A 23,780-nucleotide genomic window follows, 5' to 3' on the forward strand; every position below is an offset into this window, starting at 1 on the left:
TTCACCACTCCGGCGACCGGACCGTCGGCCCAATATCTGCGGGTGAAGGAAGGCCCGGAGCCGGCGGTTGCGGCTGGCCGGCCGGCGCTAGCAGCTCTCCCCAGTTGGTCCGCGCTCGCATTTGGTCGCGCGTCGCGGCGGTCACGAAATAGCTGTCCTCTCGTATCTGCCATCCGCCCCCGAGCGCGCGGTAGATGGCGGTTGCACCGAGTGCAACATTGGCCAAAGCTGCCGCCACGCTGCTCTCCGCCTGAAACAAATTCTGCTCGGCAGTCAGCACGGTCGTGAAATCTGTAGCCCCTTGCTCGTACTGCTCCGTCCCAATTCTCAAGGCGCCGCGCGCAGCTTCGGCGCTCTTGCGCAGGTATCCGACCTGCAGACGCGACTGCCGGAAGGCGGAGATGCCATCGTCGACCTGCTGCTGCGCTTTGAGGACGGTGTTTTGATAATCGACCAACAGCTGTTGCAGCTTGGCGTCCTGCAGACGCACATTGTTGGTGATCTGCCCGTAGTTCAGGATATTCCATTGAAACGACGGATCGGCGGCATAGGTCATGCCCCTGGAGCTGACGAGTTGGCCCAGGTTGTGGCCGTTGGCGGTGCTGGCCGCGCCTCCGAACGCGCCGGTGATGCTGATGGCCGGATAGAGCTGCGCCTCGGCCACGCCAATCTGCGCGTTCTGCGCCAGCACGGCAAGCTCGGCAGTGCGAACGTCGGGCCGGCGGCGGAACAGATCCGCCGGGATTCCGACTGCGATCGTGCTAGGTGGTACACGTATCCTGCCTCTCGACCGGGCGAGCAGCCCCGCCAGCGAAACGGGTGGGATGCCGAGCAGCACACAGAGCGCGTTCTCTCCCTGTTGCAGCTGGTTGGTCAGCTGCGGAATCGCTGCTCGCGTCTGCTCGAGTACGTTAGTCGCCTGAAAGACGTCGCGTTCGCTGCTGCCGCCCCCAGTGTATTTTGCCTTTGCGATCCTGAGGCTTTGCTCCTGCTTGCTGATGTTGGAACGGGCGATCGCGATCAACTGCTCCGTGGTGCGGATGCCGATATAGGTTGCCCGGCTCTTAATTGCATAATGGCACTCGAAGGTATGTCAGGACAATTTGCCTTCCGATAAGCCATCCAAAGCTAATTTTGGTTCGCAGTGCTGACTATGCAGATTCGGACTCTCGGAGAAGCGCGCAAGCCGTTGAGCAGAGTTTGTTGAAGAGCGCATGCGCGAATTCTGCCGGAAACGCATAGCCAGCTACGCTGCTGCCGCCGACAATGTCGGACTACGGTTCTGTTGCCTCGCGCGAAACCAAAAGAGTGGAAATCGACATACAAATTATAGCGGGGCGCAAGGCCGGCCGTGCGGTCCGCCATTCCAGGCCGGCATGATTGGCCAAGGTCCAACGCGCGGCGAAAACCCATGCGCATGTAGAGGGCCGCTGCCAAGCATTCAGTTTTAAGGAGAATGACCAATGTTGCATAAGGCTTTGATTGGCTTTGCAGCCACCGTCCTTGTAGGCGCAACCTTAGTCCCCGACGACGCGCTCGCCCGTGGTGGTTTCCGCGGTGGCGGCTTCCATGCTGGAGGCTTTCATGGCGGCGCGGCACATTTCCGAGGGGGCACTGTAGCGGGGCGTGGCGTGGCTTATCGCGGCGGCGCCTATCGTGGGGCGGCTTATCGTGGAGCGGCTTATCGCGGCGTCGCTTGGCGCGGAGGATATCCCTATCGTGGAGCGGCGGTTGGCGCAGCGGTAGGGGCGGCAGCGATGGGCGCGGCGGCGACCGGCTATTACGGAGCCTACGGCTACAACAACGGCTGCTATCGTAACGCCTACGGCGCCTGGGTCTGCTCATAACGCGCGCACAGTGCGCTTCGGAGGGCGGCACGTACCATCGGGAGTTACCGCCGCCGCATCCGTCATCTTCGGTCGTTTGCGCCGGAGTAACGCATTGTGGGCACGATTGATACCAAATCTAGAATAGGCGAGATCATCTTGGTCATCGCCGAGCGCTGGTATCCTCGCCGACGCTGCTGGGCGTCGGCAACTCACGGTGATGCTCTGCGATCTCGTCGGCTCGACGGGCCTTCTCCGCACGTGTCAACCGGAAGATCTGAGAGCCATCATTGGGGGCCGAGACAGAAAGATTGGCAAACTGCTTCTCGGCAATGCATCAAATGCTGGAGCCGAGTGGGAATCCTTGCTCGAAACAGCGCTTGCAATTGTTGCGCAAGGCCAAGACGCGCGCCAGTTGGAATTGAGAGCCGCGCTTGACATCGCGAGCATCTGGCGCGGTCAAGGTAGGCACACCGAAACTCATGACCTTCATGCCCCAACTCACACACAGCGCTTCCGGAAGCGAAAGCGCTGCTTGATTCTTCGGTGTGAGATGTTAGCGACCATCAAGCGTAAGATGCTTCTGGCTTAGGGTCTGATTCCCACTCTCTTACAGCATGAGACGTAGGCATCATACGCATATTGCCCAGCATCGCCCTGCGGAAGGGTAGAGGCTTGGCCCTGCCTCGCGGCCGCCGCATGAGCTTCCTTGAAACACGCCGCTCGCGCGTTTGTTTCTTTTTCGCTCTCCTGGGCCGTGATTGGCGAGGTCACAGTCAGGAGAGCGGCCGACAGCACAGTGGCTGACAAAATCTTCCAAGTCATGGGTAACTCCCTTCAGTTGGCTCTAGGCTCAGCATTGACAGCCTGAAGAATGGCGGCCTGATTGGGCCGCTTAGTCTGCCGAGAAGCGTACCAAGTTAATGTCCGGCTAGCGTCGCCGGCTATGCAGATTCGGAATCTTTCAAGGTACCTGGCGCGTGGTCAGAGGGGCCCCCCAACGACTGCTCTTGGCCCCAACTCTGACATCGCAGGCAGTGAGCGGCTACTTCCGAGCTAGCAGCCAAACGGACGGCCGAAATCGGTCAGCAGTTGTGGCTGAAGCACATTGAGACGTTCAGGCAGTTCCCGCCACTGCAAGCGGCAGAGACGTTCAACCTCGATCAGGTATTGGCCAAGAGCGGGGCCTACGGCCCGGCGCAAGGTCTGCTCGACAGAAGGTCGGCAGGTTCACCCCCGTGCTCTATGACGACGCGAAGAAGAACGGTTGGAACGTGATCAGCATGAAGAATGATTGGAAACGCATCTTCGCGTTCCAATAACTTGCCGAAAGTACATAGCGCATCCAGAGCGTTTCGACCAATTTCCCGTCCGCGAGGCGTCCGACCGTGTTGCCGAAGTGTGATCTCCGTCGATCGGGGCAAGATCGGTTGGTGGGTGAAATGGGCGAAGGCTGCGGCCCGCGCTTCAGCAGCCGAAACCAAGGAAGGCCACCATGAGAATGTTCAGAACAATCTGGGGCGCTCTTGCCGTGCTGAGTACCGTCACGACAATGGCGAGCATTCCTGCCTCCGCCCAGCAGGAACGGAAACCAAACATCCTTGTGATCATGGGTGACGATGTTGGCTGGTTCAACATCGGCGCCTACCACCGCGGAATGATGTCCGGCAAGACGCCAAACCTCGACAAGCTGGCATCTGAAGGCATGATGTTCACCGACTATTATGCCGAAGCGAGCTGCACGGCGGGGCGCGCCAACTTCATCACTGGCGAGTTGCCGATCCGCACGGGGTTAACGACTGTCGGTCAGGCCGGTGCCGACGTCGGCATTCCGGACCAGGCAGTTACACTCGCCACCGCCCTCAAATCGCTCGGCTACGCCACCGGGCAGTTCGGCAAGAACCACCTCGGCGATCTCAACAAATATCTGCCGACGGTGCATGGCTTCGACGAATTCTTTGGCTACCTGTATCACCTCGACGCAATGTCTGACCCGTACTGGTACTCGTTCCCGGTCAACCAGGACTACTACAACAAGTACGGCCCCCGCAGCCTGGTCCACAGCTACGCGACGGACAAGGACGACACCGCCGAAATGCCGCGCTGGGGCAAGATCGGCAAGCAACGGATCGTCGACGAGGGGCCGCTGCCGCCGTTTCCCGACATGCAGAACGTACCGAATATGCATGATCTGCCGTTCCTGAAGGCGAAGTACGACATGACCACCTTCGACGAGGTTTTGGTCAAATCCTCCAGTGACTTCATGGACAAGGCCAAGCGCGACGGCAAACCTTTCTTCGTCTGGCACAACACGACGCGCATGCACGTCTGGACGTTCCTGTCGAAGAAGTACAGCGCGATGCAGAACAACGAGACGAACTACGGTCTCGAGGAAGCCGGCGTTGCGCAGATGGACGACAGCGTCGGCGCTCTGCTCAAACATATCGACGACATCGGTGAAACCAACAACACCATCGTCATCTTTACAACGGACAATGGCGCCGAGGTGTTTACCTGGCCGGATGGCGGCATGACCCCGTTCAAGGCCACCAAAGGGACCAGCTATGAAGGCGGCTTCCGCGTGCCGGCCATCATTCGCTGGCCAGGCCGCATCAAGCCGGGTTCGGTCGAGAATGGAATAGTCTCCGGGCTCGATTGGTTCCCGACACTAACTGCTGCGGCAGGAAACCCGAATATTACCGAGCAGCTTCTCAAGGGCGTGACGCTGGAGGGCCGCACCTACAAGAACCACCTCGACGGTTACAATCAGATGGATCTGCTCACCGGCAAGGGCCCATCGAAGCGCCATGAGATCTTCTATTTCGCCGGTCCGCATCTCGGTGCCCTTCGCCACGACAACTTCAAGTTCCAGTTCTTCCAACAGCCACACGGGTGGCCGGGCGAAAAAGACACGACCGATATGCCAACCATGGTCAACATCCGCCAGGATCCGTTTGAGCGGACACCCTCAATCCGCGGTGAAAGCCTGAACAATATGGGCGGAGGTTACATGAATGATTTCATGGCCCGCGAATTCTGGCGCTTCGTGCTTGTGCAACAGGAGGTCGCCAAATTGGCGCAAACGGCCATCGAGTACCCACCGATGCAGGCACCGGCGAGCTTCAACCTTGAAGCCGTAAAAAGGGAAGTTGAGCAAGCTATCAAACAACATCAAGGGCAGTGATAGCCTGACCTTTCAAGATGCGGGCGCTCTCAAAAAGAGCGCCCCCCAACGCACAACGAGATCGTCGGAAGGAGCCTCCAATGAACGGCGCGTTCTTATCACTCGCACTGGTCACTCAACTTGGCGGTCCATTTGTGATACCCGTCGGAGATGTGGTGCCTGTTATCAACGTCGAAAGGACCTGCAAAGAAACGGCGGCCACGGACAAAGCCATGAACCTCGATCTTCCTCAATCAGTTGAGAATTGCATGCGCGACGAGAATTCTGCGCAACAGCAGCTTGCCGCCATCTGGTCAAATTATTCTGCTTCCGTTCGCGACCGCTGCGCGGCCGAAGCGACGCTTTTGGGAACGGGCAGCTATGTTGACCTTTTGACTTGCATGCAGATGACCGACCCAGCGACATTGTCACCAACACCGGCCTTGAGCGGCGCGAGCAAGAATCGGAATAAGAATTAGCGCCGATCACCGTGCTCGTTGCCGAATCTGCATAGCCCGAATTGGCCCATATTGATCAAGCTCTGAGGATCGCAGGTCCTAAAGGGCAGAGCCAGTGGCGCGCAACAAGGGCACGACCGGCAACATTGACAAGCCCCCTCCGCGCGTGGGCACTTCGAAGCCAAGCCTCGGCAAGACGGACAACGCTCGGAGCGCCGCTTCCCGCTCGAAGCCGCTATTCGTGTCACTGGCAGCGGTCGGCGTGATCGCCGTTGGTGGCCTGGTCCTGTTGTTCCTGGGCGGCGGATTGCCTTTGCCCGAAGTGCTTCGCCCCCGAAGCGCGGCCCCTGCCCTGGCCTTTGTCGGCAGCGAAGCCTGCGCTGGGTGCCACCAGGCCGAAACCGCGTTGTGGAAGGAATCTCAGCACAAGCATGCCATGCAGCACGCCACGGCCGCTTCCGTGCTCGGCAATTTCGATAATGCCAGGTTCGACTATTTCGGCGTGCATTCGCGGTTTTTCAAAAAGGACGACAAGTTCTTCGTCGAAACCGACGGCCCGGACGGCAAGCTTGCGACCTTCGAAGTGAAATACACCTTCGGCATTGATCCCTTGCAGCAATATCTGATCGAATTCCCAGATGGCCGCGTACAGGCGCTTTCAATCGCCTGGGATGGCCGGCCGAAGGACCAGGGCGGTCAACGCTGGTTTCATCTCTATCCCAATGAGGAGATCAAGCACGACGACGTGCTGCATTGGACCAGCCTCAATCAAAACTGGAATTTCATGTGCGCGGAATGTCATTCAACCGGCGTGCAGAAGAACTACGACGCGACCAATGATCGTTTCCACACGACATGGACGGAAATCAGCGTTGGCTGCGAGGCGTGCCACGGCAAGGGCTCCCGCCACATCGATTGGGCGCGCAGCCAGCGAAGCTGGTTTGGAAAAGATGATGACCCGCGCAAAGGACTGACCGCCTTGCTGAACGAGCGTAACGGCGTCACTTGGCACCCCGAGCCGAAGACCGGCAATCCGCAACGCGGCATCGCGGCTGCGGTAACACGTAGAGAGGTCGAGACCTGCGGGCTGTGCCACGCGCGACGCGGCGAATTCTCCGAAGATTGGGTGCCGGGACAAGCCTTATCCGACACGCACGCCGTCGCTCTCCTTGCTCGCGGCCTGTATCATGCCGACGGGCAGATGCGCGACGAGGTGTACAATTACGGCCCGTTCAAGCAGAGCAAGATGTTCGCGGCCGGCGTCACTTGCAGCGATTGCCACGAACCTCACGCCGCGAAACTCCGCGCTCCAGGCGATGGCGTTTGCCTGCAATGCCATGTCTCCGACCGATATGAAGTTGCCTCACATAATCGCCACGAGGGCGTAACGCCGGCACTGACTTGCGCGTCGTGTCATATGCCTGTCAGCACCTACATGGTGGTCGACAAGCGGCACGACCATAGCCTTCGAATTCCGAGGCCGGATCTCTCCGTGAAGCTTGGCACCCCAAATGCCTGCAACAACTGCCATACCGACAAATCCGCACAATGGGCGGCCGACGCGATCGAGCGCTGGCACGGGCCTGTCCGAAAAGGTTTCCAGAACTACGCCGAGGCATTCCAGGCGTCCTGGACCGACCGAAGCGACGCGGCTGCGCTGCTGGCTGTGGTGGCGGCCAGTCCCACAGCGCCGGCAATCGCGCGTGCGAGCGCTCTCAGCGAACTTCATTCGCGGGTCTCGCCTGCGAATATTGAACTCGCCCGCAAGGAATTGGCCGATCCCGATCCAATGGTGCGGGTCGCAGCGCTTGACATGCTCGATGGCCTTCCGGGCGACCGGATCTGGCCGCTTGTCTCGTCGCTTCTATCCGATCCAAGCCGCGGCGTTCGTATCAGGGCGATGTTCGTTTTGGCCGCCGTGCCTACTGCCAACCAGCCCGCCTCCGACCGCGCAGCGTTTGAGCGGGCCGCGGCCGAGTTCATTGCGGCGCAACGCCTCAACGCGGACCGGCCCGAAGCCCGCTCGGCGCTTGGAAACTTCCATGCGCGCCGCGGGCTGACAACCGATGCAGAGAGCGAATACAAGGCAGCCCTTCGGCTCAGCCCCCAATACACGCCCGCGGCGATCAATCTGGCGGACCTATACCGGCAACTCAGCCGGGATGGCGAGGGAGAAAGCATCCTGAGAACAGCGATCACGTCTTCACGGCAAGACGGCGGCTTGCACCATGCTCTGGGGCTCACCCTTATCAGGCAGAAACGACCGAACGACGCGCTCAGCGAATTCCAGACCGCAAGAGAACTCGAACCTGACCGGTCGCGCTACGCCTACGTGTACGCCGTGGCGCTGCATTCGTCGGGCCGCGTCGGTGAATCAATTGAAGTCTTGAAGGCCAACCTGGTCGGGCATCCAGACGATCGCGACAGCCTGTCTGCCCTTGTCACGTTCAGCCGCGATTCCGGAAACATCGGTGCCGCACTCGAATATGCTGAGCGGCTCTCTCGCCTCGTCCCGAATGACCGTGAACTAAACCGCCTCACCGACGATCTTCGCGCACGCTTGAAGTGAATGGCCGAGGAGACCGTGGCGATCATTGGCTGAGCGCGCTGCGGATGCCGTGCCAGACCCGGTCCTTCAGGGCTATCAGCGGTGGTGGGGGCATCGTCACTGGCGCTTCTGTTCGCCTGGCACCATCGACGACCAGCGTGGCGACGTGGATTTCTCCATCCGTATAGTACGGATCGCCTTCGCCGTTTCGGCCGAACAAGGTCGGGCCGGTTCCGGAGATCTGGAAGAAGTCTTGTGCCATACCTGCCTCCCGCAAATCCCGCATTAGCAGGTCACGTTCGGCATCGATGTCGGGGGCGATGTGATGGGTCACCTGCCCCGTATCGTGACTGAGACCGACGCCGCGATCGAACGTGATTGAACCCAGCCAGACCGGACGGCCAACGCTTCCTTTTCCAAGGACCATCCAAAGCCGGACGTGATGCCGTCTATCAGCGCTCCTGCCATCCGGCTTCTCGCAGGCGAGCTCTTCCTTTTTTCCGTCATAGTAAAGCGGGCTCACAGGCGCATCATGGTATGGCCGATCGAGCACCACGCTGCCGACGATTTCAATGCTGGAGCGCAATGTGATTGGGTCGGCCGGAAACCAACCGGCTGCATGCATGGCGCGCAGCACATCTTCTTTGCTGCCGACGAGTCCGACATTGAGCGCATCGCCCGGGATGCCGCTCGCGGTACGGGTTACCATGGGCAAGGAAGCGAGGCCCGGCTCGCGTTCGTGATGGCTCCACAATGCAGGCAGTACGACATAGGCCAGCATCAGGTAGGCGATGACCACGCCCGCGGGAATGATCCACCATCGTCGCCTGCCTGCAATCCGCTTCATGCCGCTGCCGCCGTCGACTTGATTGCGATAGATTTGTTCTGTGCGCCTTCATCCCGTGCGAGATCCGCCAAGCTCATCGCCTGGTCAGGATCAATTCAACCGGATGCTCAATTCGTCACAAAGATGGGTGGCACCTGCGCTTCTATTTCGTGAACCTCGGCCTTGAGGACGTAGGCGGCGTTGCCGCCGCAGGCTGAAGATTGAACGTCAGCCAGACATTCCAGCCTGCTGGCCGATTTTCATTGGCGAATTCGCCGTAGGCCTTCAGGTTCAGATATCCCTGCATGTCTCCGACCGGGAAAATGTAACCAACCTGCGGTCCGACGCCGACCACCCGCGACCGGAAGCAGCCGACGCGATCGCCGGAGCCGCTGTCGCAACCGATCTGCTGATAAAGGTAGCCCACGAGGCCGACCTGCCACTGCTTGGTCAGGAATTGCGACGCGCCCCAGTCGAGGTGCATGTCGACGCCGTTCTGATATTGAGTGGACGGGTTGACGAAGTTGTACGTGAATCCCAGCACCGCCGAAAATTCATGCCCGGTCTTCGGATCGAAATAGGTGTAGCCGCCGCCCGCGTCGATAGCCCAGTGCCCAATCCCCAAATTCGCAAGGCGGGTCGACTGGTAGGCGCCGGCCGGGAGGTCGGCGGTAATGTAGGTCATGTAATTGTTGACACCGGCATTCCAGCGCAGCGCGAATTGCGGGATCAGGTCACCGAATGCAATGAGCGAGCTGTCGATGCTGTCGAACCGCGAGAAGGGGAGCGTTCCGCCGCCCGGGAGCGTCAATGCTCCTGTAAGCGATCCCGCCAGCGACGTGGAGTTGGAGCCGTAGACCGTCAACAGGCTGGCAGAGGCCTGCCCACCCAGCACCGGTGTGGCGAAAGTGTAGGTCCCGGCCAACAAGCCAAGATCCACATTCGCATTGACGTTCGCGTTCACGTTGGCCGTCAGATTCGCAGGAAAGCGACCAATCGTGATCTCGCGCGCCCGCGCCACGTCGCCGCCGGCGGAAACCGAAGTGTGATAATAGACCGAAGTCACCGACCAGCCCGGCGCCTGTTGGGGAACGGCCGCGAGGCTGCCAAAAAATCCGGGGATCCAAAAGCTGACGCCGCCTTCATCGGCTCGCGCCGCATCATTGGGGAGCATGAGTAAGGCGGCAATTGCCGCCGCGCCCAACCGCCAAACAAAACCAGCCGTCGATACCGACGTCCCGACCTTTATCTGCATCTGCCGATCCCCACTCTTCTACTGCCCTCCACAGCCGAAGAACAATCCGGCCGCGTGAGGACTCGGAAAACGAGCAGATGCTACCACAGCACGTCTATGCGGAATCGGCGCTTTCCCAGCTTATGCATCTTTAGCGGGAGACTGTGCCTCCCATGCCACATTTTCCCGATGTGCGGATTGGTGTTCTTGCCGTTTTTGCATAGTCAGCCATGCTCGCGACAAGCAAAAGGCGCCGCCGCCAGCGACGCCTTGAAAGTTGAGCAAGTTCAGAATGCGCACTCCCCCAGCAAGGGAGACGGTCACCGCACAAGAAGATCGGACTCCGCCTAGTGTTGCCAGGAACGAGCCGCGCGCTATGCACGGATTAGGTCGATGCCGAATGGCCGATGCAGCGTTCTACCTGCGTCGGAGCGGCGGCAAGCCTCGTTGCCAGATCGCTCCATTGTCGAACTGAATGACCACGCCGTCCGGCGAATAGACCGCCCCCTCGTTGAAGGCATCGATCCAGATCCGGCTCGTCGGCGAAAACCAGTCCGGCCATGCCTGTGCAGGGACACCTGCTTCGGTCAGGAGGTTGAGTGCAGCTCCGTTCTGCGTGATATGGGCAGGCAGGCTTCCGCGGCACCTGTCAACGCACGCATAGATGCCGGTAAGATTGATCGATTGTGCCGACGCGCCCGCGCTGGTGAGCACGGGGAGGATCGCAATAACTAGCCACAAACGCTTCATGACATCACTCCATTGTTCAATTGGTTAGTCAAACTGGCCTCAAAGCTCTCTTTCTGTCGGCCTCTCGTCCATTGTTTCGGCGGATACTCGTCGAGCCTAACGCTTCCGGCTCATCTGACGATATGCAACTCCGGTAGCGGACACCCCAATAGCCACGCCGCGCGTGGAAGGCTGTCAATCGCGACCAGTCGATCCCGTGACGTGATTCCGGCTTCGCTTGTAGTGACCGATATCATGCAAGGAGATACGAGCCTCGCGCACCAGGTTCACCCGTGCCTCAATGGGCATTGGAATGCTGTCCTTCGAACTTGAGCAGTGCACCGCGCTTCGCTGCTGGACGGTCATAGCGATCCGGTCCTAGACGGCAATATTGCTCACAGCGGCAAGCGATCGTAGCGAGAGAAGAAGGTCGTGCCCTTGTTCATTGTGCACCATTTGACCGCGAGCGGAGCCAGCGTGCGTCGGGAACGTGGCCCGCGCTGTGCATTCGGCAGATCGTAGCGGCGGCCACTACCCTGACGCGGCCCTATCCCACTCAGAAGGCCTGCTCACAGCTCACATTGGCCGCCATGAGATTTTTTTTGACCTCCCGGTGCACACGTCGTGCACATGCCGCAGTCTAACCAATTGAAAACTTTGAACTTTCGCTCCAATCTATCATGGGCGCGCAAGATGGGCGGAGGTCAAAACGCCAAATCTGTATTCTCAGTGCACACATGGTGCACACGAAATACCCAGTACACACGTGCGACGAGACTCACTCAGGGCCGCAGAAAAATTGACGCATTGCCGCAGGAGCCATTCTCTTCTCCCTTCACATTGCAAGGCGAGCGACGCAGGTTCAACCGATAGGAATCCGCTTTGGCAACGAAGTCAGCGTTGATCCAATAAATCACATGCGGCGCAACATGAGCGAAGTTGCGGAAGCGACTCAATAGAGCGTGAGAGACATGATGAAATTGGATCACGCAGCCGGTCGATCGAGAGCTTGTCAGATAACATGCGCGTAGGGGAGCACTCTACTATTGCGATCGATTCCGCGTGCGGTCGGTCTGGATACTTCTGAAAAGCGTTGAGTTATACTCATTCCGCGAAATGAGTATAACTCCGCGCGTGCGTCGATGAATCTGGGCCAAGACAGCGGTTGCGCTCAGGCTCCTGACAAACGCAAAGGTCACACGTACGAATCGTGTCGGGCGCGCCGGTTTTTCCTTGTTTTGCCGGACGATATGCGGGATCCGGGTGAAAGTCCACCTCCGACTCATTCGAGCGAGTAAGCGGAAAATCCCAGAAAATCGCAACCGAATGCAAATAGCTCAGCTCCCAAGTATCTAAGTCAAACTTGCGCGATCGGCGCCTTTCTATCTCTGGAGCAAGCGTGCGCTAGGGAGTGCGACCCCTGGCGACCCAATGCATGTCCTTATAGTTGAAACCGCGCGCGAGCGTGGGCTTCACCACCATGAAGTAAGGCGAAATATCGAAATCGCGCGGCGCGTAGAGTGATGAGTGACGCGGCTCGGCGATTTCGCGCCGCACCGTCTGGCTCTCGATGTGCGTAATCGTGGGCAGGATCGGGTAACGCACGGCATCGAATGCTTGCGCAATCAGCGACGAACAGATGATACGGCTCGCGTCGGCCGAGCCGAGCGCGATCGTTCGGCGACGACAACGTAGCGCCGCTGGCCATGGGAAAAACTGCCGCATGAGATCGATGACGTTCTTGAAATCGTAGCCGAGGCCGATGCGTTCGGACGCGTAGCGGCAGACCTTCTCGCAGTCCACTTCGCTCAGGCCCACCGGCCGGCAGATGCGGGTCTGACAATGCAGATATTTTGACAGCGGCGCCGACACGACACCTTCGTCGATGTTGGCTTCGATCAGGACATGAGGCTCGCCGTCAATTGCGGCACACCCTATCGGCCCGACGTATAGCGCCGAATGCGACCAAGCCGATTGAGTGAGATACTTGATGCCGCCCGAAATGCGACCTTTGCCCTCGATCAGCAAAACGTCACCTGGTCGAATAGTGTCGCGTAAGGCCGTCGGATCGATCGGCGTCAACGGCTCACTAAGGTTGGCCGGCTTCTGCAGCCGCGCAATCAATCGTCCAACGCTGTCGATCATCCAGCCCATCGCTCGTCTCCTCTTTTGGAGTGGGCACTGTAATGATCTAGCAAGTTGGATCTGGGACCGCGCCAGAGCGATTGTCGTACCTATAGAGCGATTGCTCTTACCGAATGCGCCACCGCTAATCGGCTGGGCCTTGGCGGGTCAGCTTACGGAACGTCGCCGCGCAGGCTGTTGAAGAAGCATATTCGATATGCTCCGTGCCCTCGCCTTTCGGCCGCAGGTCAATCGCGACGCCGCACAACTGCCAGCAATCGCTCTACAATTGGATCAATCGCTCTGGGGCAGAGCGGCGCCAGGCCTCTACCATCACTGTATCGACGTCAACCGTAGACGGAAGGACACGTGATGATCTGGAAGACTCTCGTCAACCAATCCTTGACTCGTGCATCTCGGCCGAAAGTTCTCACCACTACCTTCATGTGCGCGCTTTCAGCGACGATTCGCCTCACCTCGACGGCGGACGGAGGAACGAAGATTCCGGCGCCACCGGCTCCCATGCATAATACCTTGATTTCAAGCATGACCAGGGACGGCGCTCCGACCTTCGGCAGCGGGTCGAAGCCGACGATGGCCCAGCGGATTGTCTTTCACGGCCCGAGAGGCTGCCGAGTGTGGCCACTTTGGTAAGACGCCGGATTATCGCCATGATCCGGTCCCCAGCCGCCAAACCCGCGTCGATCGTCGGCGCCATGAAAGCGATGGCCGGTGCATCGCCAAAGGATCGCGCGAGCTTTGCCAAGGGGCACTGCGTCCGCGGGATCTATATTCCCTCGGATCGGGCAGACGAGGTCACGAAGTCTCAGAGCTTCACAAGACCATCACGCGTGCTGGCGCGCTTCTCAGTGGACGGCGGCAATCCCCTCATGCCAGACACCGACAATTTCGTGCTGCGCGGGTTCAGCTTCACACTCGGGGATATTGGCCATCGCTCCGATATTCTCACGCAGAGCGCTCCCGTCCACTATGCAAGGACAACCGCGCAAATGTTGGCCTACTTGAAGGCGCGCATTCCCGGATCCGACGGGCGGCCTGATCCGGAAAAAATCAAGGCGTTCTCCACCGCCAATCCCGAGACGCTGCATCAGGCAAGCTACATGGCCGCCCACGCACTTCCTGCAAGCTTTGCCGACACCACCTACTGGGCCGTCCACGCCTTTCCCGCAACAAATCGGAGTGGCGAGACGCAATTCATCAAATTCAAGGTCGTCCCGGTCGGCAGTCAAGCTGCACTAGCCGAAGACGCGGTCACGACGAATGGAGGCCTTCTGCGCAAGGACCTGGAAAACCGGATTGCGGCACGCGATATCCGGTTCAGCCTAATGGCGGTGCTCGGTCGTCTCGGGGACCCCATACTGGATGTCACGATCCGATGGCCGCATGAGGACCGTCGGGAGACCGTGCGGCTCGGAACAATCGTGATCACTGCAATTGAAGCGAACGAAGCGCCCGATGGATCGGTCTTCAATCCGGCAGACCTCGCCGAAGGTATTGGGTATCCACCCGACCAGATCTTTGCGGCCCGGCGCGCCGCCTACGCGATCTCACTGACACGGCGCCGCTGATCGAATGATCAGCTTTCGCTCTCGTTGGTGCTCTGCGCTTCGCGGCGCCACACTGCGGGGCTGGCGCCGACTTGCGCCGAAAACACCCGCGTAAAGTGGCTTTGATTGGCAAACCCGGCCGAGATCGCGATTTCGGCCAGTGACAGGTCTCGCGCGGTCATCAACTGCTTGGCCGCCTGCACACGCTGGCGTAGCAGCCATTGGTGCGGCGGCAGGCCGGTCGAGATTCGAAACGCGCGCGAGAAATGGCTGACCGAGAGGCCAAACTCGGCCGCGATCTGTTGCAATGAAAGCGTCCCGCCGAGGTCGGAGTCAAGCCTTTCGCAGGCTCGCTTCACCTGCCAGGGGGCTAGACCGGTCCTGGGCGCTCTAACGCGCCACCTCAATCCGCCATAGATCTGCGCGGCATGCGCGGTAAAAGCGAGCATCGCGTAATCGATGAAGAGTTGGTTGATCTCGGCCGGCTTACGCAACGCTTGCAGCAGTGCCCCGCCGATATGACGGATGACCGGGTCGTCATGACCGGCACCGAGTTGAGCGGGGAGCTCACCCACGCGCGGTGCATTGGACTGCTCAGCGATAGAGTCGAGCGCCGTGCGCGGAAGATAGAAATGGAGCGCGTGGAATGGCTTGTTGATGATGTAGCGCACATCTTTCTTCATGTCGTACAGATATGTTGCACCCGCACGGATATCGGCCTTGATCGCACGCCTGCCGCGCTCCCAGGTCTCACAATTCGGGTCATCGTAAAGCATCAGGGTGACAACATTGGCATCTTGAAGGCCCATCTCGCCGGACACGCCTTCAATGGGTGCATCATCCCGGGTCTCAGTAACGGCTATCTCGGCGTTACGAAGCGAACGCGTGATCAACGAAACCGGTTCTTGCTGCAGATGAAAAAACCGCTTCACAGTCTGACCGTAGAAACCTGACGATTTCATATGCACCGCCCCCTTGAGTGGAGCTGCACGGAATAAGCGATCGCGATCGATTGACGGTCACGACCGCTGTGAGGATCTTGAAGCAGCCGTCCGGGGCCGCCCGCAATCACATGTCACCTTCGGAGCCGCCAACTGCCTCGCGGCGCCATGCCGCCGGACTAATGCCGACCTGCGCCGAAAACACTTTCGTGAAGTGGCTTTGATTGGCAAACCCGGCCGAGATCGCAATCTCCGACAACGGCAGGTCTCGCACGGTGCTCATCAACTGCTTGGCCGCCTCGACGCGTTGGCGCAGCAGCCATTGATGCGGCGGCAGGCCGGTCGAGATTCGGAACGCGCGCGAAAAATGACCAACCGAGAGGCCAAACTCGGCTGCGATCAGTTGCAATGAAAGCGTCCCGCCGAGGTCCGAGTCGAGCCGTTCGCAGGCTCGCTTTACCTGTCTGGGCGCAAGACCGCCGCGCGCCGGTCCGGCAATGCTTTGCAGCCCGCCATAGGCCTGGGCGATATGCGCGGTGAACGCGAGCATCATGTGATCGATGAAAAGCTGGTTGGCCTCACCCGGCCGACTCATTGCTTCCAACAGCACTGCCCCGATATGACGCATGACCTGGTCGTCGTGGCCGGAGCCAAACTGACAGGCGAGATCGCCAACGGGCGGTGTACGGTTTTCTCGAGCGATGCCGTCGAGCGCCGAACGCGGCAGATAAAAGTGGAGGGAGTGAAACGGCTTGTCGATGATGAAACCCGGATCGCTCCTGAGGTCGTATAGATACGTCGTGCCGGCCCTGACATTCGCTTTCCCGACGCACTTGCCGTGATCCCACAGCTCGCAGTCCGGATAATCGTGAAGCTTCAAGCTGACGAAATAAGCCTCATCGGCCACCGAGCCGGAACGACCGGGCACAGGATTATCATCGCGGGTTTCGGTGACCGCGAGTTCGATGCCGCGCAGCGAACGCGTGATCAGCGAAGGCGGTGCATCCCTCAGATGCAACTGCCGCCTGACCCTCTGTCCGAAGGTGCTCGCCTGTGCCATTTGTTCGGACCATTCGCGAAGTTTGATCGGGCCGCCCAACTCGCTGCCATCCCTATCTCGCGGCGCATTATCCGGCACCTGAGTGCGGAGGTCTAGGTTGGCGGCGGCGCGAAACGCGATTGTGAGCATCGGCCGCCGTGACTGTCACAAAGCGATTTTGGAAGCGACTTCAATATCCACCCCCCTGATTGGGGGACCTCCCCTCCCGTCACATAAAATGGCGCGCCGAAGCGCTTTGAGCAGAATCAGACAAGACGCGGCCGTTTTGGGAAAGACCCCGTAGTTCTACGCGCCTAGAACGCCGCGGAGAACTCGACGCCCAGCGGAGCCGGCACAGGGAAACGATGGCTTCACGCCGGCCCGCCAGCCACCCCGGCGACGCGAGTGCACATCTCCTCTGAAGGCGCATCTCCATGAGCGAACCGATCTCGCGTGATTCTGCGCATGAAAATCCGTCGGCCGCGTCCAGCGCGAGCCAACGCCAATTGCGGAATGCCGAGCAGCGTTCCGCCGACGCGGAGATGACGCGCGTCCTCCACACCGAACCGGTCCGCATGGCACTCGACCCCTCCGGGGCCGCGATCGCCCACTGGAAACATGACCCGTTACACGATGTCGTCGAGCCCATGAGCGACCACGTCATCATGGCTTACAATGGCCGGGTGCAGCACGTGGAGCGGCGCTCCGGAAGATCGATTGCGAAGGGAACGTTCCGTCCAGGGGCCGTGATCATCATTCCGGAAGGGTCAAGCTCGCGGTGGGATATTCCGAAACCGGTGGATGTCGTTCAGCTCTATCTGCCGACCACAACGCTCGCGCGCGTGGCCCGCGAAGCCGACACGGCCACTGCGGTCGATCTCCGGGAACGAACCGGGCATCCCGACCCCGTTACATCTCGATTGCTCCTGAGCGCGGCCGACGCGCTGGAGGGCAACTCCGCCCTCGATACGCTGTTCAGGCATCAGCTCATCGACCTGCTCGCGACGCGCCTGCTGGCTACGCACACCGCCTCGCCCACCGCGTTCCAGCCGACCATCGGCGGGCTTTCGCCAAACGTCCTGCTTCGCGCCATCGAACGCTTGCGTTCGGACAGCGATGCCGACGTCTCGCTTGCAGCCCTCGCTTCGGATGCCGGCCTGTCGCGCTCCCACTTCTGTCGCGCCTTCAAGGAAAGTACCGGGCTCTCACCCCATGCCTGGCTGCGGCAATACCGCCTCGAGCAAGCCATGAAGATGCTGCGCGACACCGACACATCGATCGTGTCGGTGGCGGCCGAGCTTGGCTATGCCTCGCAGACGGCATTCGCTGCCGCCTTCATGCGGTTGACCGGAGAAACCCCGACCGATTGGCGACGAGGCGCGCGGTAGCAACGCGAGGATAGCTTCATGAACAAACCAATCGTGAACGATCCCCTGAAGGCTCTGCTTCGCGCACCCGATGCGTACCATGACGGTTCGCCGGCCGCCCAGCGGCGCGCTGCCGAAGTGGAGATGGCGCGCGTGCTCAAGACGGCGCCGCTACAGATGGCTTCAGACCCCGCCAATGGCGCCATAGCGCACTGGAAGCACGGGGCTCTGCATGACGTGGTCGAGCCGATGACCGACCACGTCATCATGGCCTATCCTACGGGCGTTCAGCGTCTGGAGCGGCGTACCGGGAAATTGCTGGCAACTGGAACGGCGCGTCCCGGCGTCGTGACGATCATTCCGGCGGGTTCAAGCTCGAAATGGGATATTCCCGGCCCTATCGATGTCATCCAGCTCTATCTTCCGCGCACGACGCTCGAACGCGTAGCCCGCGAAGCCGACGCATTCGCGCCCGGCGATCTCCTAGAACGGACGGGGCATCCCGACGCCATCACATCCAGCTTGCTGATGTGCGCGGCGGATGTGCTGGAGGGAAATTCGTCCCTGGATGCCCTGCTCAGGCAGCAACTGACGGATCTCCTGGCCACGCGTCTGCTGGCGGCGCATACCGGCGCGCCAGTAACGTTCGAGCCGGCCGTGGGTGGGCTGTCGCCTCACGCGCTCCGCCGTGCCATTGAACGCCTGCGCTCGGGCAGCGATGCGGACGTATCGCTCGCTGCGCTCGCATCTGACGCCGGCCTGTCTCGCTTCCACTTCTGCCGCGCCTTCAAGGAGAGCACCGGGCTTTCGCCGCACGCCTGGCTGCGCCAGCAGCGGCTCGAGCGAGCCATGAACATGCTGCGCGATACCGACGCGTCGATTGAGCTGGTGGCCGCAGAGCTCGGTTACGCTTCGCAGACGGCGTTCACGGCGGCATTCAAGAAGCTGACGGGCAACACCCCGAGCGATTGGCGCCGGCGCATCCGGTAACAGCAATCTCTCTGCAACCGCGTCAATCGCTCTGGCGCGGCCGCAGCTCCGATCCCGTAGATTTGCGGTATCGAACATCGACAGCGGAGGGAGACGAACAATGGCCTGCAAGCACTGTATCGCCCTCCTTGATATCGTACCACGGCGCAGGGTCATCGCGACCCCGACTGGCACAACGGCTTCGAACACTATCCCGAAGAAGCCGCCCGCGCGCGTACCAGCCTTTTGCGAGAGCTGGCTGAGACCGGCGGGTTGCTGGTGGCCACGCATATGCCGTTCCCATCCGTGGGCCATGTGGCCGTCGCCGGTGACGCCTTTCGTTGGGTACCGGCCTTCTGGGACTACTGAAGATTAGGGATTACCTGCATCGTCCGGAGACCCACAGGCTATGAAATGGCCATCCCCGAAACCTTGTCGAAAAGGTGTGTTCGCTTCAGATCGATCGCAACGTCGACGGGACGATCCGGCGCCGCAGCCACACCCACTGGCATCTGCGCCGTGAACGGAAATGCGCCGACGGTGCCGATCACGAGCGTATGCGGCCCGAGCGGCTCCACGTCTTTCACCAACAACCGGACGGAAGAGCCTGCCGGCGCGTCCTGCGGCAGCACGTGGTCGGGCCGGACGCCGAGCACGACTGGCTTGCCGATGCTCCCTGCATAGGCCGCCTCCCGGCATTTCGGCAATTGCAACGCCGTCCCCGACGGCTCGGTGAAGACCAGTGCACCGTCGCGAGCGGCAATTTCGCCATGGATGAAGTTCATGCTGGGCGCGCCCATGAAGCCCGCGACGAAGAGATTTCTGGGCTTCTCGTAGATCGTGATCGGATCGGCCGCCTGCTCGATCCGGCCGCGATTCATCACCACGACGCGATCGGCCATGGTCATGGCCTCGACCTGATCGTGCGTGACATAGACGATCGTCTTGGCGAGGCGGCGGTGCAACGCCTTGATCTCGGTTCGCATCTCGATGCGGAGCTTGGCATCGAGGTTCGACAACGGCTCGTCGAACAGAAACACGTCCGGGCTGCGCACGATGGCACGGCCGATCGCCACGCGCTGACGCTGTCCGCCGGAGAGTTGCTTGGGTCGGCGGTCCAGATATGGCTCGAGGTCGAGAACCCGTGCCACGTCCTGGACCGCCCTCGCGATGCCGGCGCGCGACTCGCCCCGCACCTTCATGCCGTAGCCGATATTCTCCCCGACCGTCATATGCGGATAGAGCGCGTAGTTCTGGAACACCATCGCGCAATTGCGCAAGCCGGGACGCAACTGCGTCACATCGCGGTCGCCGATGCGAACGGTTCCGCTGGTGACCGTCTCCAGTCCCGCGATCATGCGCAAGGTCGTGGTCTTGCCGCAGCCCGACGGTCCGACCAGCACGACGAACTCCTCGTCGGCCACGCTCAGATCGAGCCCCTCGATGATCTTGTAGGGCCCGTATGCCTTGCTGACGTTCTCGATCTCGACGCGCGCCATGGAATCCTTTTTCCGCCCCTAATGTCGACGGCCAACAAAGCCCGGATGATGCTCGCGCATCATCCGGGGAAGTCTCAGCGGAGGCTAGTTCTTGGGCGGGAGGCCCATCGCCGCGCGATAGGCGGCAAGCTGCTTCGCGCGGCCGAACTCGTCGGTCAGGCGATTCCATTCCTTGGCGACCGTGTCCAGTGCCGCCTGCGGCGTGGTCTGGCCGGCTAGCGCCTTGCCTAGCTCGATCTCCACGACCTCGGTGTAGGAGAAATAGCCGGGCAGACGCATGTCGAGCGCAACGTTCTTGCCGTTGATGGAGTCAGCCTGCGCGCCGAGATATTCCTTGGCCTCCTGCGGCGAGAAGATCTTGCTCCACAACTCCAGATTCGCGGTGTGCGACTTGCGGTAAGGGTTGACGCCGGTGCCGCCGGTGATCGCGGCCTGGCCAGAGACTTCGGGGCTTGTCAGCGTCTTGACGAAATCCCATGCCGCCTGCTGGTTCTTGCCCACCTTCGGCACGCCAATCTGCCACCCTCCGAACGCCATGAAGGGTGCCGGCAGGACTGCCGGGAACTTGTCCCACTTCTTGGTTTTCGCATTCCAGATCTCGTCAGAGCCGGGCAGCACCGCGGAGCCGACCTTGCCTGAGATCTTCGATTGCTTGGGGTCGGCCGCGATCACGCCGGTGTCGCCCCAGCCGATCGATTCCGCCACCTGACCGCCGGCCACGGCCGCGTTGACCTCGCCGAACGAGAAGTTCAGCGCATTGGGCGGGCCAAGCTTTGAGGCGCGGATGTATTCTTCCAATCCCTTCACCCAGCCAGGATTGTTGATCTGGGCATCCATCGTTTCGGGGTCGAAGAACATCGCGCCCGGATAGTTCGGGTTGTTGGTATAGGCGGCCGCGTGGCTGAAGAAGAACCAGAACTGCTGGCCGCCACGACGGAAGGCTTCCGCGGTACCCCAAAGTCCCTTGTCGGGGCGCTGGAAGAACTCCGCGATGTCGAGATACTGCTTCCAGGTCTTTGGCGGCGCCAGGTCGTAGCCGTACTTGGCCTTGAACGCGTCCTTCTCCTTGGGATCGCTGAACAGGTCCATGCGATAGGTGTAGGTGTGGACGTCGCCGTCCATCGATTGCGAATAGATCTTGCCTTCCCACACCATCAGACGTTCGCGATAGGCCGGCTCGACATCGTCCCAATCCTTGCCCGATTGCATCGCCTTCGGCATCTCGCTGAGATAAGGGACGAAGTCCGGCAACCAGGCCGGCGCAAAGCTGACCAGGTCGAATGTCGCGTCCGAGGCGGTGAGCGACGTCACGATCTTCGGGTAGAGCTCCGACCACGGAAACTCGACGACATTGACCTTGCCGCAGGTCTTCTTGGTCCATTCATCCGCGCCGAGCTTGAGCGCCGAGGCGATGTACGGCCCGGTCTGCGACGCCACCGTCAAGGTGACGCCGGAGTAATCCGGACTACAGGCCGCGTTCGCCTGGCCCGCCGCGCAAGCCATCGCGAGCGAGGTGGTCAGCATCAGAAACGTCCGTCGCAACATCGTCCAGTCCTCCCTAGATGAGTTTTTGCTATTTGATTGCCCCGAGCAGCAGGCCCGACCGCATCATGCGGCTGAGCAGGCCCGCCATGATCATCATCGGAATGATGGCGACGAGCGCCGCGGCCGAGATCGCCCACCATTCGTCGCCGCGCTGACTGTTCTGTCCCGCCACGAGGATCGGCAGCGTCTGCCATTTGGAATTGGTCAGGAACAGCGCGAACAGGAACTCGTTCCAGACAAAGGCTAGCGTGATCATGAACGTCGCCAGCAGCCCGTTCATCGACATCGGCACCACGATGCCGAGAAAGATGCGCCAGCTCGGCACGTTGTCGACCATCGCGGCTTCCTCCACCTCGATCGGGATCGCCTCGAAGAAGTCGCGCATCAGCCAGACGACGATCGGCAGCGAGAACGCGACGTAGCACAGCGTCAGGCCGACAAAGCTGTCGATGAGCTGGAAGCCGAGCCGGCCGATCTCGCTGTAGAGCAGGTAGAGCGCAAAGGCCGTGACGATCGGTGGAAACATGCGCTGGCTGACGAACCAGAACAGGATGTCCTCATTGCCGAGGATCGGGCCCGGCAGCGGCAGACGGTTGGCGACGATCGCAGCGGCAAGCGCGAACGGGAACGCGAGCAGCAGCGCCTGCGGCCGGGTGAATCCGAGCGAATTGTTGAACAGCAGATAGCCGCCGAGCGCGAGCAGGAAGAAGATCAGGCCGGCGCCGAACCGTACCCTGAATTCGAACCTGACCAGCGCATAGGCCGCCATCGCCCCGATGGCGGTTGCGATCGCTGCCGCCGACAGTCCGACGATGGTCGAGTTCAGGAACGTCCGGAAGAATTCACCCCGGATCCCCTGGTAGAGATCGATGAAGGGCTGAAGGGTCGGCGTGAAATCGACGAACGGAATATAGGTCGGGCCGCCGACCACGCCCGGCGGGGTCTTGAAAGCGGTCACCACCACCCAATAGAGCGGAAACGCCGTGATCAGGCACCATGCGAGCACGCCGACCGCGACCAGGCGGCGACTCCAGCTCGACAGTCCGGTGAGGCCCTGCCCGCTCATCGGCGCTTCTCCAGATGCGGCCGCAGCAGCGCCAGATAGGTCACGCCGATGATCGTGATGGCGATCAGGAACAGGAAACTGAGCGCGGACGTGTAGCCGAGATTGAACTTCTTGAAGCCCTCCTGATAGGCGAACAAAGTCAGCGTCTCGGTGTCCACGCCCGGTCCGCCGCCCGTCATCACGAACACGGTGTCCATGATCTTGTAGCTCTCGATCAGGCGGATGAAAACGACGGCTGCGGAGATCGGCAGCATCATCGGAAACGTGATACCCCAGAACTGCTGCCAGGCGCTGGCGTTCTCGAGTTCGGCCGCCTCGTAGACATCTTCGGGAAGCGTTTGCAGTCCGGCCAGCATCATCAGGATGATGAAAGGCGTCCACTGCCAGATCTCGACCGCGATGATGCAGGCGAGCGCCCAATGTCCATTGGTGAGGAACGGCAGGTTTGCCAGACCGAACATGGACAAGAACTGGTTGAGCGGCCCCATGGTCGGATTGAAGATCATGCGGGCCACCAGCGCGACGGCAACCGGGGCCAGCAGCATGGGCAGCAGCAAGGCCACGCGAAACAGCCGCTCGCCGGGAATGCGCGCGTTCAGCGCGAGCGCGACGCCAAACCCGATGACGTATTGAAGCCCGACGGCGATGAACGCGATCAGCGTCGTCGTGACGATCGCGTTCCAGAAGCGCGGCTCCTGCAAGAGCGTGGCATAATTGCCGAACCACACCACGCGCGGCGGAATTGGCGGAATCAGCCGATAGCTGAGGAAGCTGGTGGTGAACGAATAGATCAACGGAAAGATCGAGATCGCCAGCACGACGAGCACCGCCGGCCAGATGAAGACGTGCTTGATCGGATCGTTCCGCATCATCAGCAA

17 protein-coding genes and 2 pseudogenes are annotated in these 23,780 nt (G+C 60.8%); 8 read left to right on the forward strand and 11 right to left on the reverse strand.

What is annotated here, in order from left to right:
- Nucleotide 1: 1 nt before the first annotated feature.
- Nucleotides 2-1,069 carry a TolC family protein gene (locus GA0061098_RS00095; RefSeq protein WP_091952193.1) on the reverse strand — a complete coding sequence of 356 codons (1,068 nt, stop codon included), beginning with the start codon at nucleotides 1,067-1,069 and terminating at the stop codon, nucleotides 2-4.
- A gap of 394 nt (nucleotides 1,070-1,463) precedes the next feature.
- Between GA0061098_RS00095 and GA0061098_RS00100 the strand changes: the two genes are divergently transcribed.
- The 4 genes from GA0061098_RS00100 to GA0061098_RS00120 all read left to right on the forward strand — a co-directional run bounded on the left by GA0061098_RS00100 (nucleotide 1,464) and on the right by GA0061098_RS00120 (nucleotide 8,016).
- The gene (locus GA0061098_RS00100; RefSeq protein WP_091952194.1) at nucleotides 1,464-1,847 is read left to right on the forward strand and encodes a hypothetical protein; all 384 of its coding nucleotides are present in this window, start codon (nucleotides 1,464-1,466) and stop codon (nucleotides 1,845-1,847) included.
- Between the two features lie 1,474 nt (nucleotides 1,848-3,321).
- Nucleotides 3,322-5,010: an arylsulfatase gene (locus tag GA0061098_RS00110; RefSeq protein ID WP_091952196.1), complete on the forward strand. Its 1,689-nt coding sequence runs from the start codon at nucleotides 3,322-3,324 to the stop codon at nucleotides 5,008-5,010.
- Between the two features lie 80 nt (nucleotides 5,011-5,090).
- Nucleotides 5,091-5,468, forward strand: a complete 378-nt coding sequence (locus GA0061098_RS00115) for a hypothetical protein (RefSeq protein ID WP_091952197.1) — start codon at nucleotides 5,091-5,093, stop codon at nucleotides 5,466-5,468.
- A gap of 415 nt (nucleotides 5,469-5,883) precedes the next feature.
- Entirely contained in the window at nucleotides 5,884-8,016 is a 2,133-nt protein-coding gene (locus GA0061098_RS00120; RefSeq protein ID WP_091953769.1) for a tetratricopeptide repeat protein, read from the forward strand.
- 22 nt (nucleotides 8,017-8,038) lie between these two features.
- Here GA0061098_RS00120 and GA0061098_RS00125 read toward each other — a convergent pair whose 3' ends face one another.
- The 4 genes and pseudogenes from GA0061098_RS00125 to GA0061098_RS00140 all read right to left on the reverse strand — a co-directional run.
- On the reverse strand, nucleotides 8,039-8,842 hold the full coding sequence (locus GA0061098_RS00125; protein ID WP_091952198.1) for an LssY C-terminal domain-containing protein: 804 nt from the start codon (nucleotides 8,840-8,842) through the stop codon (nucleotides 8,039-8,041).
- 142 nt (nucleotides 8,843-8,984) lie between these two features.
- The gene (locus GA0061098_RS00130; RefSeq protein ID WP_091952199.1) at nucleotides 8,985-9,995 is read right to left on the reverse strand and encodes a SphA family protein; all 1,011 of its coding nucleotides are present in this window, start codon (nucleotides 9,993-9,995) and stop codon (nucleotides 8,985-8,987) included.
- A 477-nt stretch (nucleotides 9,996-10,472) separates the two neighbouring features.
- The gene (locus GA0061098_RS00135; RefSeq protein WP_091952201.1) at nucleotides 10,473-10,805 is read right to left on the reverse strand and encodes a hypothetical protein; all 333 of its coding nucleotides are present in this window, start codon (nucleotides 10,803-10,805) and stop codon (nucleotides 10,473-10,475) included.
- A gap of 1,407 nt (nucleotides 10,806-12,212) precedes the next feature.
- A pseudogene (locus tag GA0061098_RS00140) lies at nucleotides 12,213-12,938 on the reverse strand (YiiX/YebB-like N1pC/P60 family cysteine hydrolase); the annotation flags it as partial.
- A gap of 641 nt (nucleotides 12,939-13,579) precedes the next feature.
- On the opposite strand from GA0061098_RS00140, the gene GA0061098_RS00145 reads away from it, so the two are divergent.
- Nucleotides 13,580-14,497 carry a catalase gene (locus GA0061098_RS00145; RefSeq protein WP_091952205.1) on the forward strand — a complete coding sequence of 306 codons (918 nt, stop codon included), beginning with the start codon at nucleotides 13,580-13,582 and terminating at the stop codon, nucleotides 14,495-14,497.
- An 8-nt stretch (nucleotides 14,498-14,505) separates the two neighbouring features.
- Here GA0061098_RS00145 and GA0061098_RS00150 read toward each other — a convergent pair whose 3' ends face one another.
- Together GA0061098_RS00150 and GA0061098_RS00155 are read right to left on the reverse strand one after the other, a co-directional pair.
- Nucleotides 14,506-15,438 (reverse strand): helix-turn-helix domain-containing protein, encoded by a 933-nt coding sequence (locus tag GA0061098_RS00150; protein ID WP_091953772.1) that lies wholly within the window; start codon nucleotides 15,436-15,438, stop codon nucleotides 14,506-14,508.
- Nucleotides 15,439-15,544: 106 nt separating this feature from the next.
- Nucleotides 15,545-16,477: an AraC family transcriptional regulator gene (locus GA0061098_RS00155; RefSeq protein WP_091952207.1), complete on the reverse strand. Its 933-nt coding sequence runs from the start codon at nucleotides 16,475-16,477 to the stop codon at nucleotides 15,545-15,547.
- A 413-nt stretch (nucleotides 16,478-16,890) separates the two neighbouring features.
- Here GA0061098_RS00155 and GA0061098_RS00160 point away from each other — a divergent pair, with 413 nt between their 5' ends.
- The 3 genes and pseudogenes from GA0061098_RS00160 to GA0061098_RS45895 form a co-directional block, all read left to right on the forward strand.
- Nucleotides 16,891-17,844 (forward strand): helix-turn-helix transcriptional regulator, encoded by a 954-nt coding sequence (locus GA0061098_RS00160; protein WP_091952208.1) that lies wholly within the window; start codon nucleotides 16,891-16,893, stop codon nucleotides 17,842-17,844.
- Nucleotides 17,845-17,862: 18 nt separating this feature from the next.
- Nucleotides 17,863-18,813 (forward strand): AraC family transcriptional regulator, encoded by a 951-nt coding sequence (locus GA0061098_RS00165; RefSeq protein WP_091952213.1) that lies wholly within the window; start codon nucleotides 17,863-17,865, stop codon nucleotides 18,811-18,813.
- Nucleotides 18,814-18,957: 144 nt separating this feature from the next.
- Nucleotides 18,958-19,161 (forward strand): annotated as a pseudogene (locus GA0061098_RS45895) (MBL fold metallo-hydrolase); the annotation flags it as partial.
- 38 nt (nucleotides 19,162-19,199) lie between these two features.
- Here the strand turns inward: GA0061098_RS45895 and GA0061098_RS00175 are convergent.
- The 4 genes from GA0061098_RS00175 to GA0061098_RS00190 form a co-directional block, all read right to left on the reverse strand.
- Nucleotides 19,200-20,291: an ABC transporter ATP-binding protein gene (locus GA0061098_RS00175; protein WP_091952214.1), complete on the reverse strand. Its 1,092-nt coding sequence runs from the start codon at nucleotides 20,289-20,291 to the stop codon at nucleotides 19,200-19,202.
- Nucleotides 20,292-20,375: 84 nt separating this feature from the next.
- Nucleotides 20,376-21,836 carry an extracellular solute-binding protein gene (locus GA0061098_RS00180; protein WP_091952215.1) on the reverse strand — a complete coding sequence of 487 codons (1,461 nt, stop codon included), beginning with the start codon at nucleotides 21,834-21,836 and terminating at the stop codon, nucleotides 20,376-20,378.
- A gap of 28 nt (nucleotides 21,837-21,864) precedes the next feature.
- Nucleotides 21,865-22,902 carry a carbohydrate ABC transporter permease gene (locus GA0061098_RS00185; RefSeq protein WP_091952218.1) on the reverse strand — a complete coding sequence of 346 codons (1,038 nt, stop codon included), beginning with the start codon at nucleotides 22,900-22,902 and terminating at the stop codon, nucleotides 21,865-21,867.
- Nucleotides 22,899-23,774 (reverse strand): carbohydrate ABC transporter permease, encoded by an 876-nt coding sequence (locus GA0061098_RS00190; RefSeq protein ID WP_091953775.1) that lies wholly within the window; start codon nucleotides 23,772-23,774, stop codon nucleotides 22,899-22,901. The genes GA0061098_RS00185 and GA0061098_RS00190 overlap by 4 nt, the downstream gene beginning before the upstream one ends.
- Nucleotides 23,775-23,780 lie beyond the last annotated feature (6 nt).

It is taken from the genome of Bradyrhizobium shewense (genome assembly GCF_900094605.1).
Taxonomy (GTDB): Bacteria; Pseudomonadota; Alphaproteobacteria; order Rhizobiales; family Xanthobacteraceae; genus Bradyrhizobium; species Bradyrhizobium shewense.

Excerpts from the sequence above, each read along its gene's own strand:
- GA0061098_RS00100 (WP_091952194.1), top strand. The coding sequence starts at position 1,464 with ATGTTGCATAAGGCTTTGATTGGCTTTGCAGCCACCGTCCTTGTAGGC.
- GA0061098_RS00110 (WP_091952196.1), top strand. The coding sequence starts at position 3,322 with ATGAGAATGTTCAGAACAATCTGGGGCGCTCTTGCCGTGCTGAGTACC.
- GA0061098_RS00115 (WP_091952197.1), top strand. The coding sequence starts at position 5,091 with ATGAACGGCGCGTTCTTATCACTCGCACTGGTCACTCAACTTGGCGGT.
- GA0061098_RS00120 (WP_091953769.1), top strand. The coding sequence starts at position 5,884 with ATGCAGCACGCCACGGCCGCTTCCGTGCTCGGCAATTTCGATAATGCC.
- GA0061098_RS00125 (WP_091952198.1), bottom strand. The coding sequence starts at position 8,842 with ATGAAGCGGATTGCAGGCAGGCGACGATGGTGGATCATTCCCGCGGGC.
- GA0061098_RS00130 (WP_091952199.1), bottom strand. The coding sequence starts at position 9,995 with ATGCTCCCCAATGATGCGGCGCGAGCCGATGAAGGCGGCGTCAGCTTT.
- GA0061098_RS00135 (WP_091952201.1), bottom strand. The coding sequence starts at position 10,805 with ATGAAGCGTTTGTGGCTAGTTATTGCGATCCTCCCCGTGCTCACCAGC.
- GA0061098_RS00145 (WP_091952205.1), top strand. The coding sequence starts at position 13,580 with ATGATCCGGTCCCCAGCCGCCAAACCCGCGTCGATCGTCGGCGCCATG.
- GA0061098_RS00150 (WP_091953772.1), bottom strand. The coding sequence starts at position 15,438 with ATGAAATCGTCAGGTTTCTACGGTCAGACTGTGAAGCGGTTTTTTCAT.
- GA0061098_RS00155 (WP_091952207.1), bottom strand. The coding sequence starts at position 16,477 with ATGGCACAGGCGAGCACCTTCGGACAGAGGGTCAGGCGGCAGTTGCAT.
- GA0061098_RS00160 (WP_091952208.1), top strand. The coding sequence starts at position 16,891 with ATGAGCGAACCGATCTCGCGTGATTCTGCGCATGAAAATCCGTCGGCC.
- GA0061098_RS00165 (WP_091952213.1), top strand. The coding sequence starts at position 17,863 with ATGAACAAACCAATCGTGAACGATCCCCTGAAGGCTCTGCTTCGCGCA.
- GA0061098_RS00175 (WP_091952214.1), bottom strand. The coding sequence starts at position 20,291 with ATGGCGCGCGTCGAGATCGAGAACGTCAGCAAGGCATACGGGCCCTAC.
- GA0061098_RS00180 (WP_091952215.1), bottom strand. The coding sequence starts at position 21,836 with ATGTTGCGACGGACGTTTCTGATGCTGACCACCTCGCTCGCGATGGCT.
- GA0061098_RS00185 (WP_091952218.1), bottom strand. The coding sequence starts at position 22,902 with ATGAGCGGGCAGGGCCTCACCGGACTGTCGAGCTGGAGTCGCCGCCTG.
- GA0061098_RS00190 (WP_091953775.1), bottom strand. The coding sequence starts at position 23,774 with ATGATGCGGAACGATCCGATCAAGCACGTCTTCATCTGGCCGGCGGTG.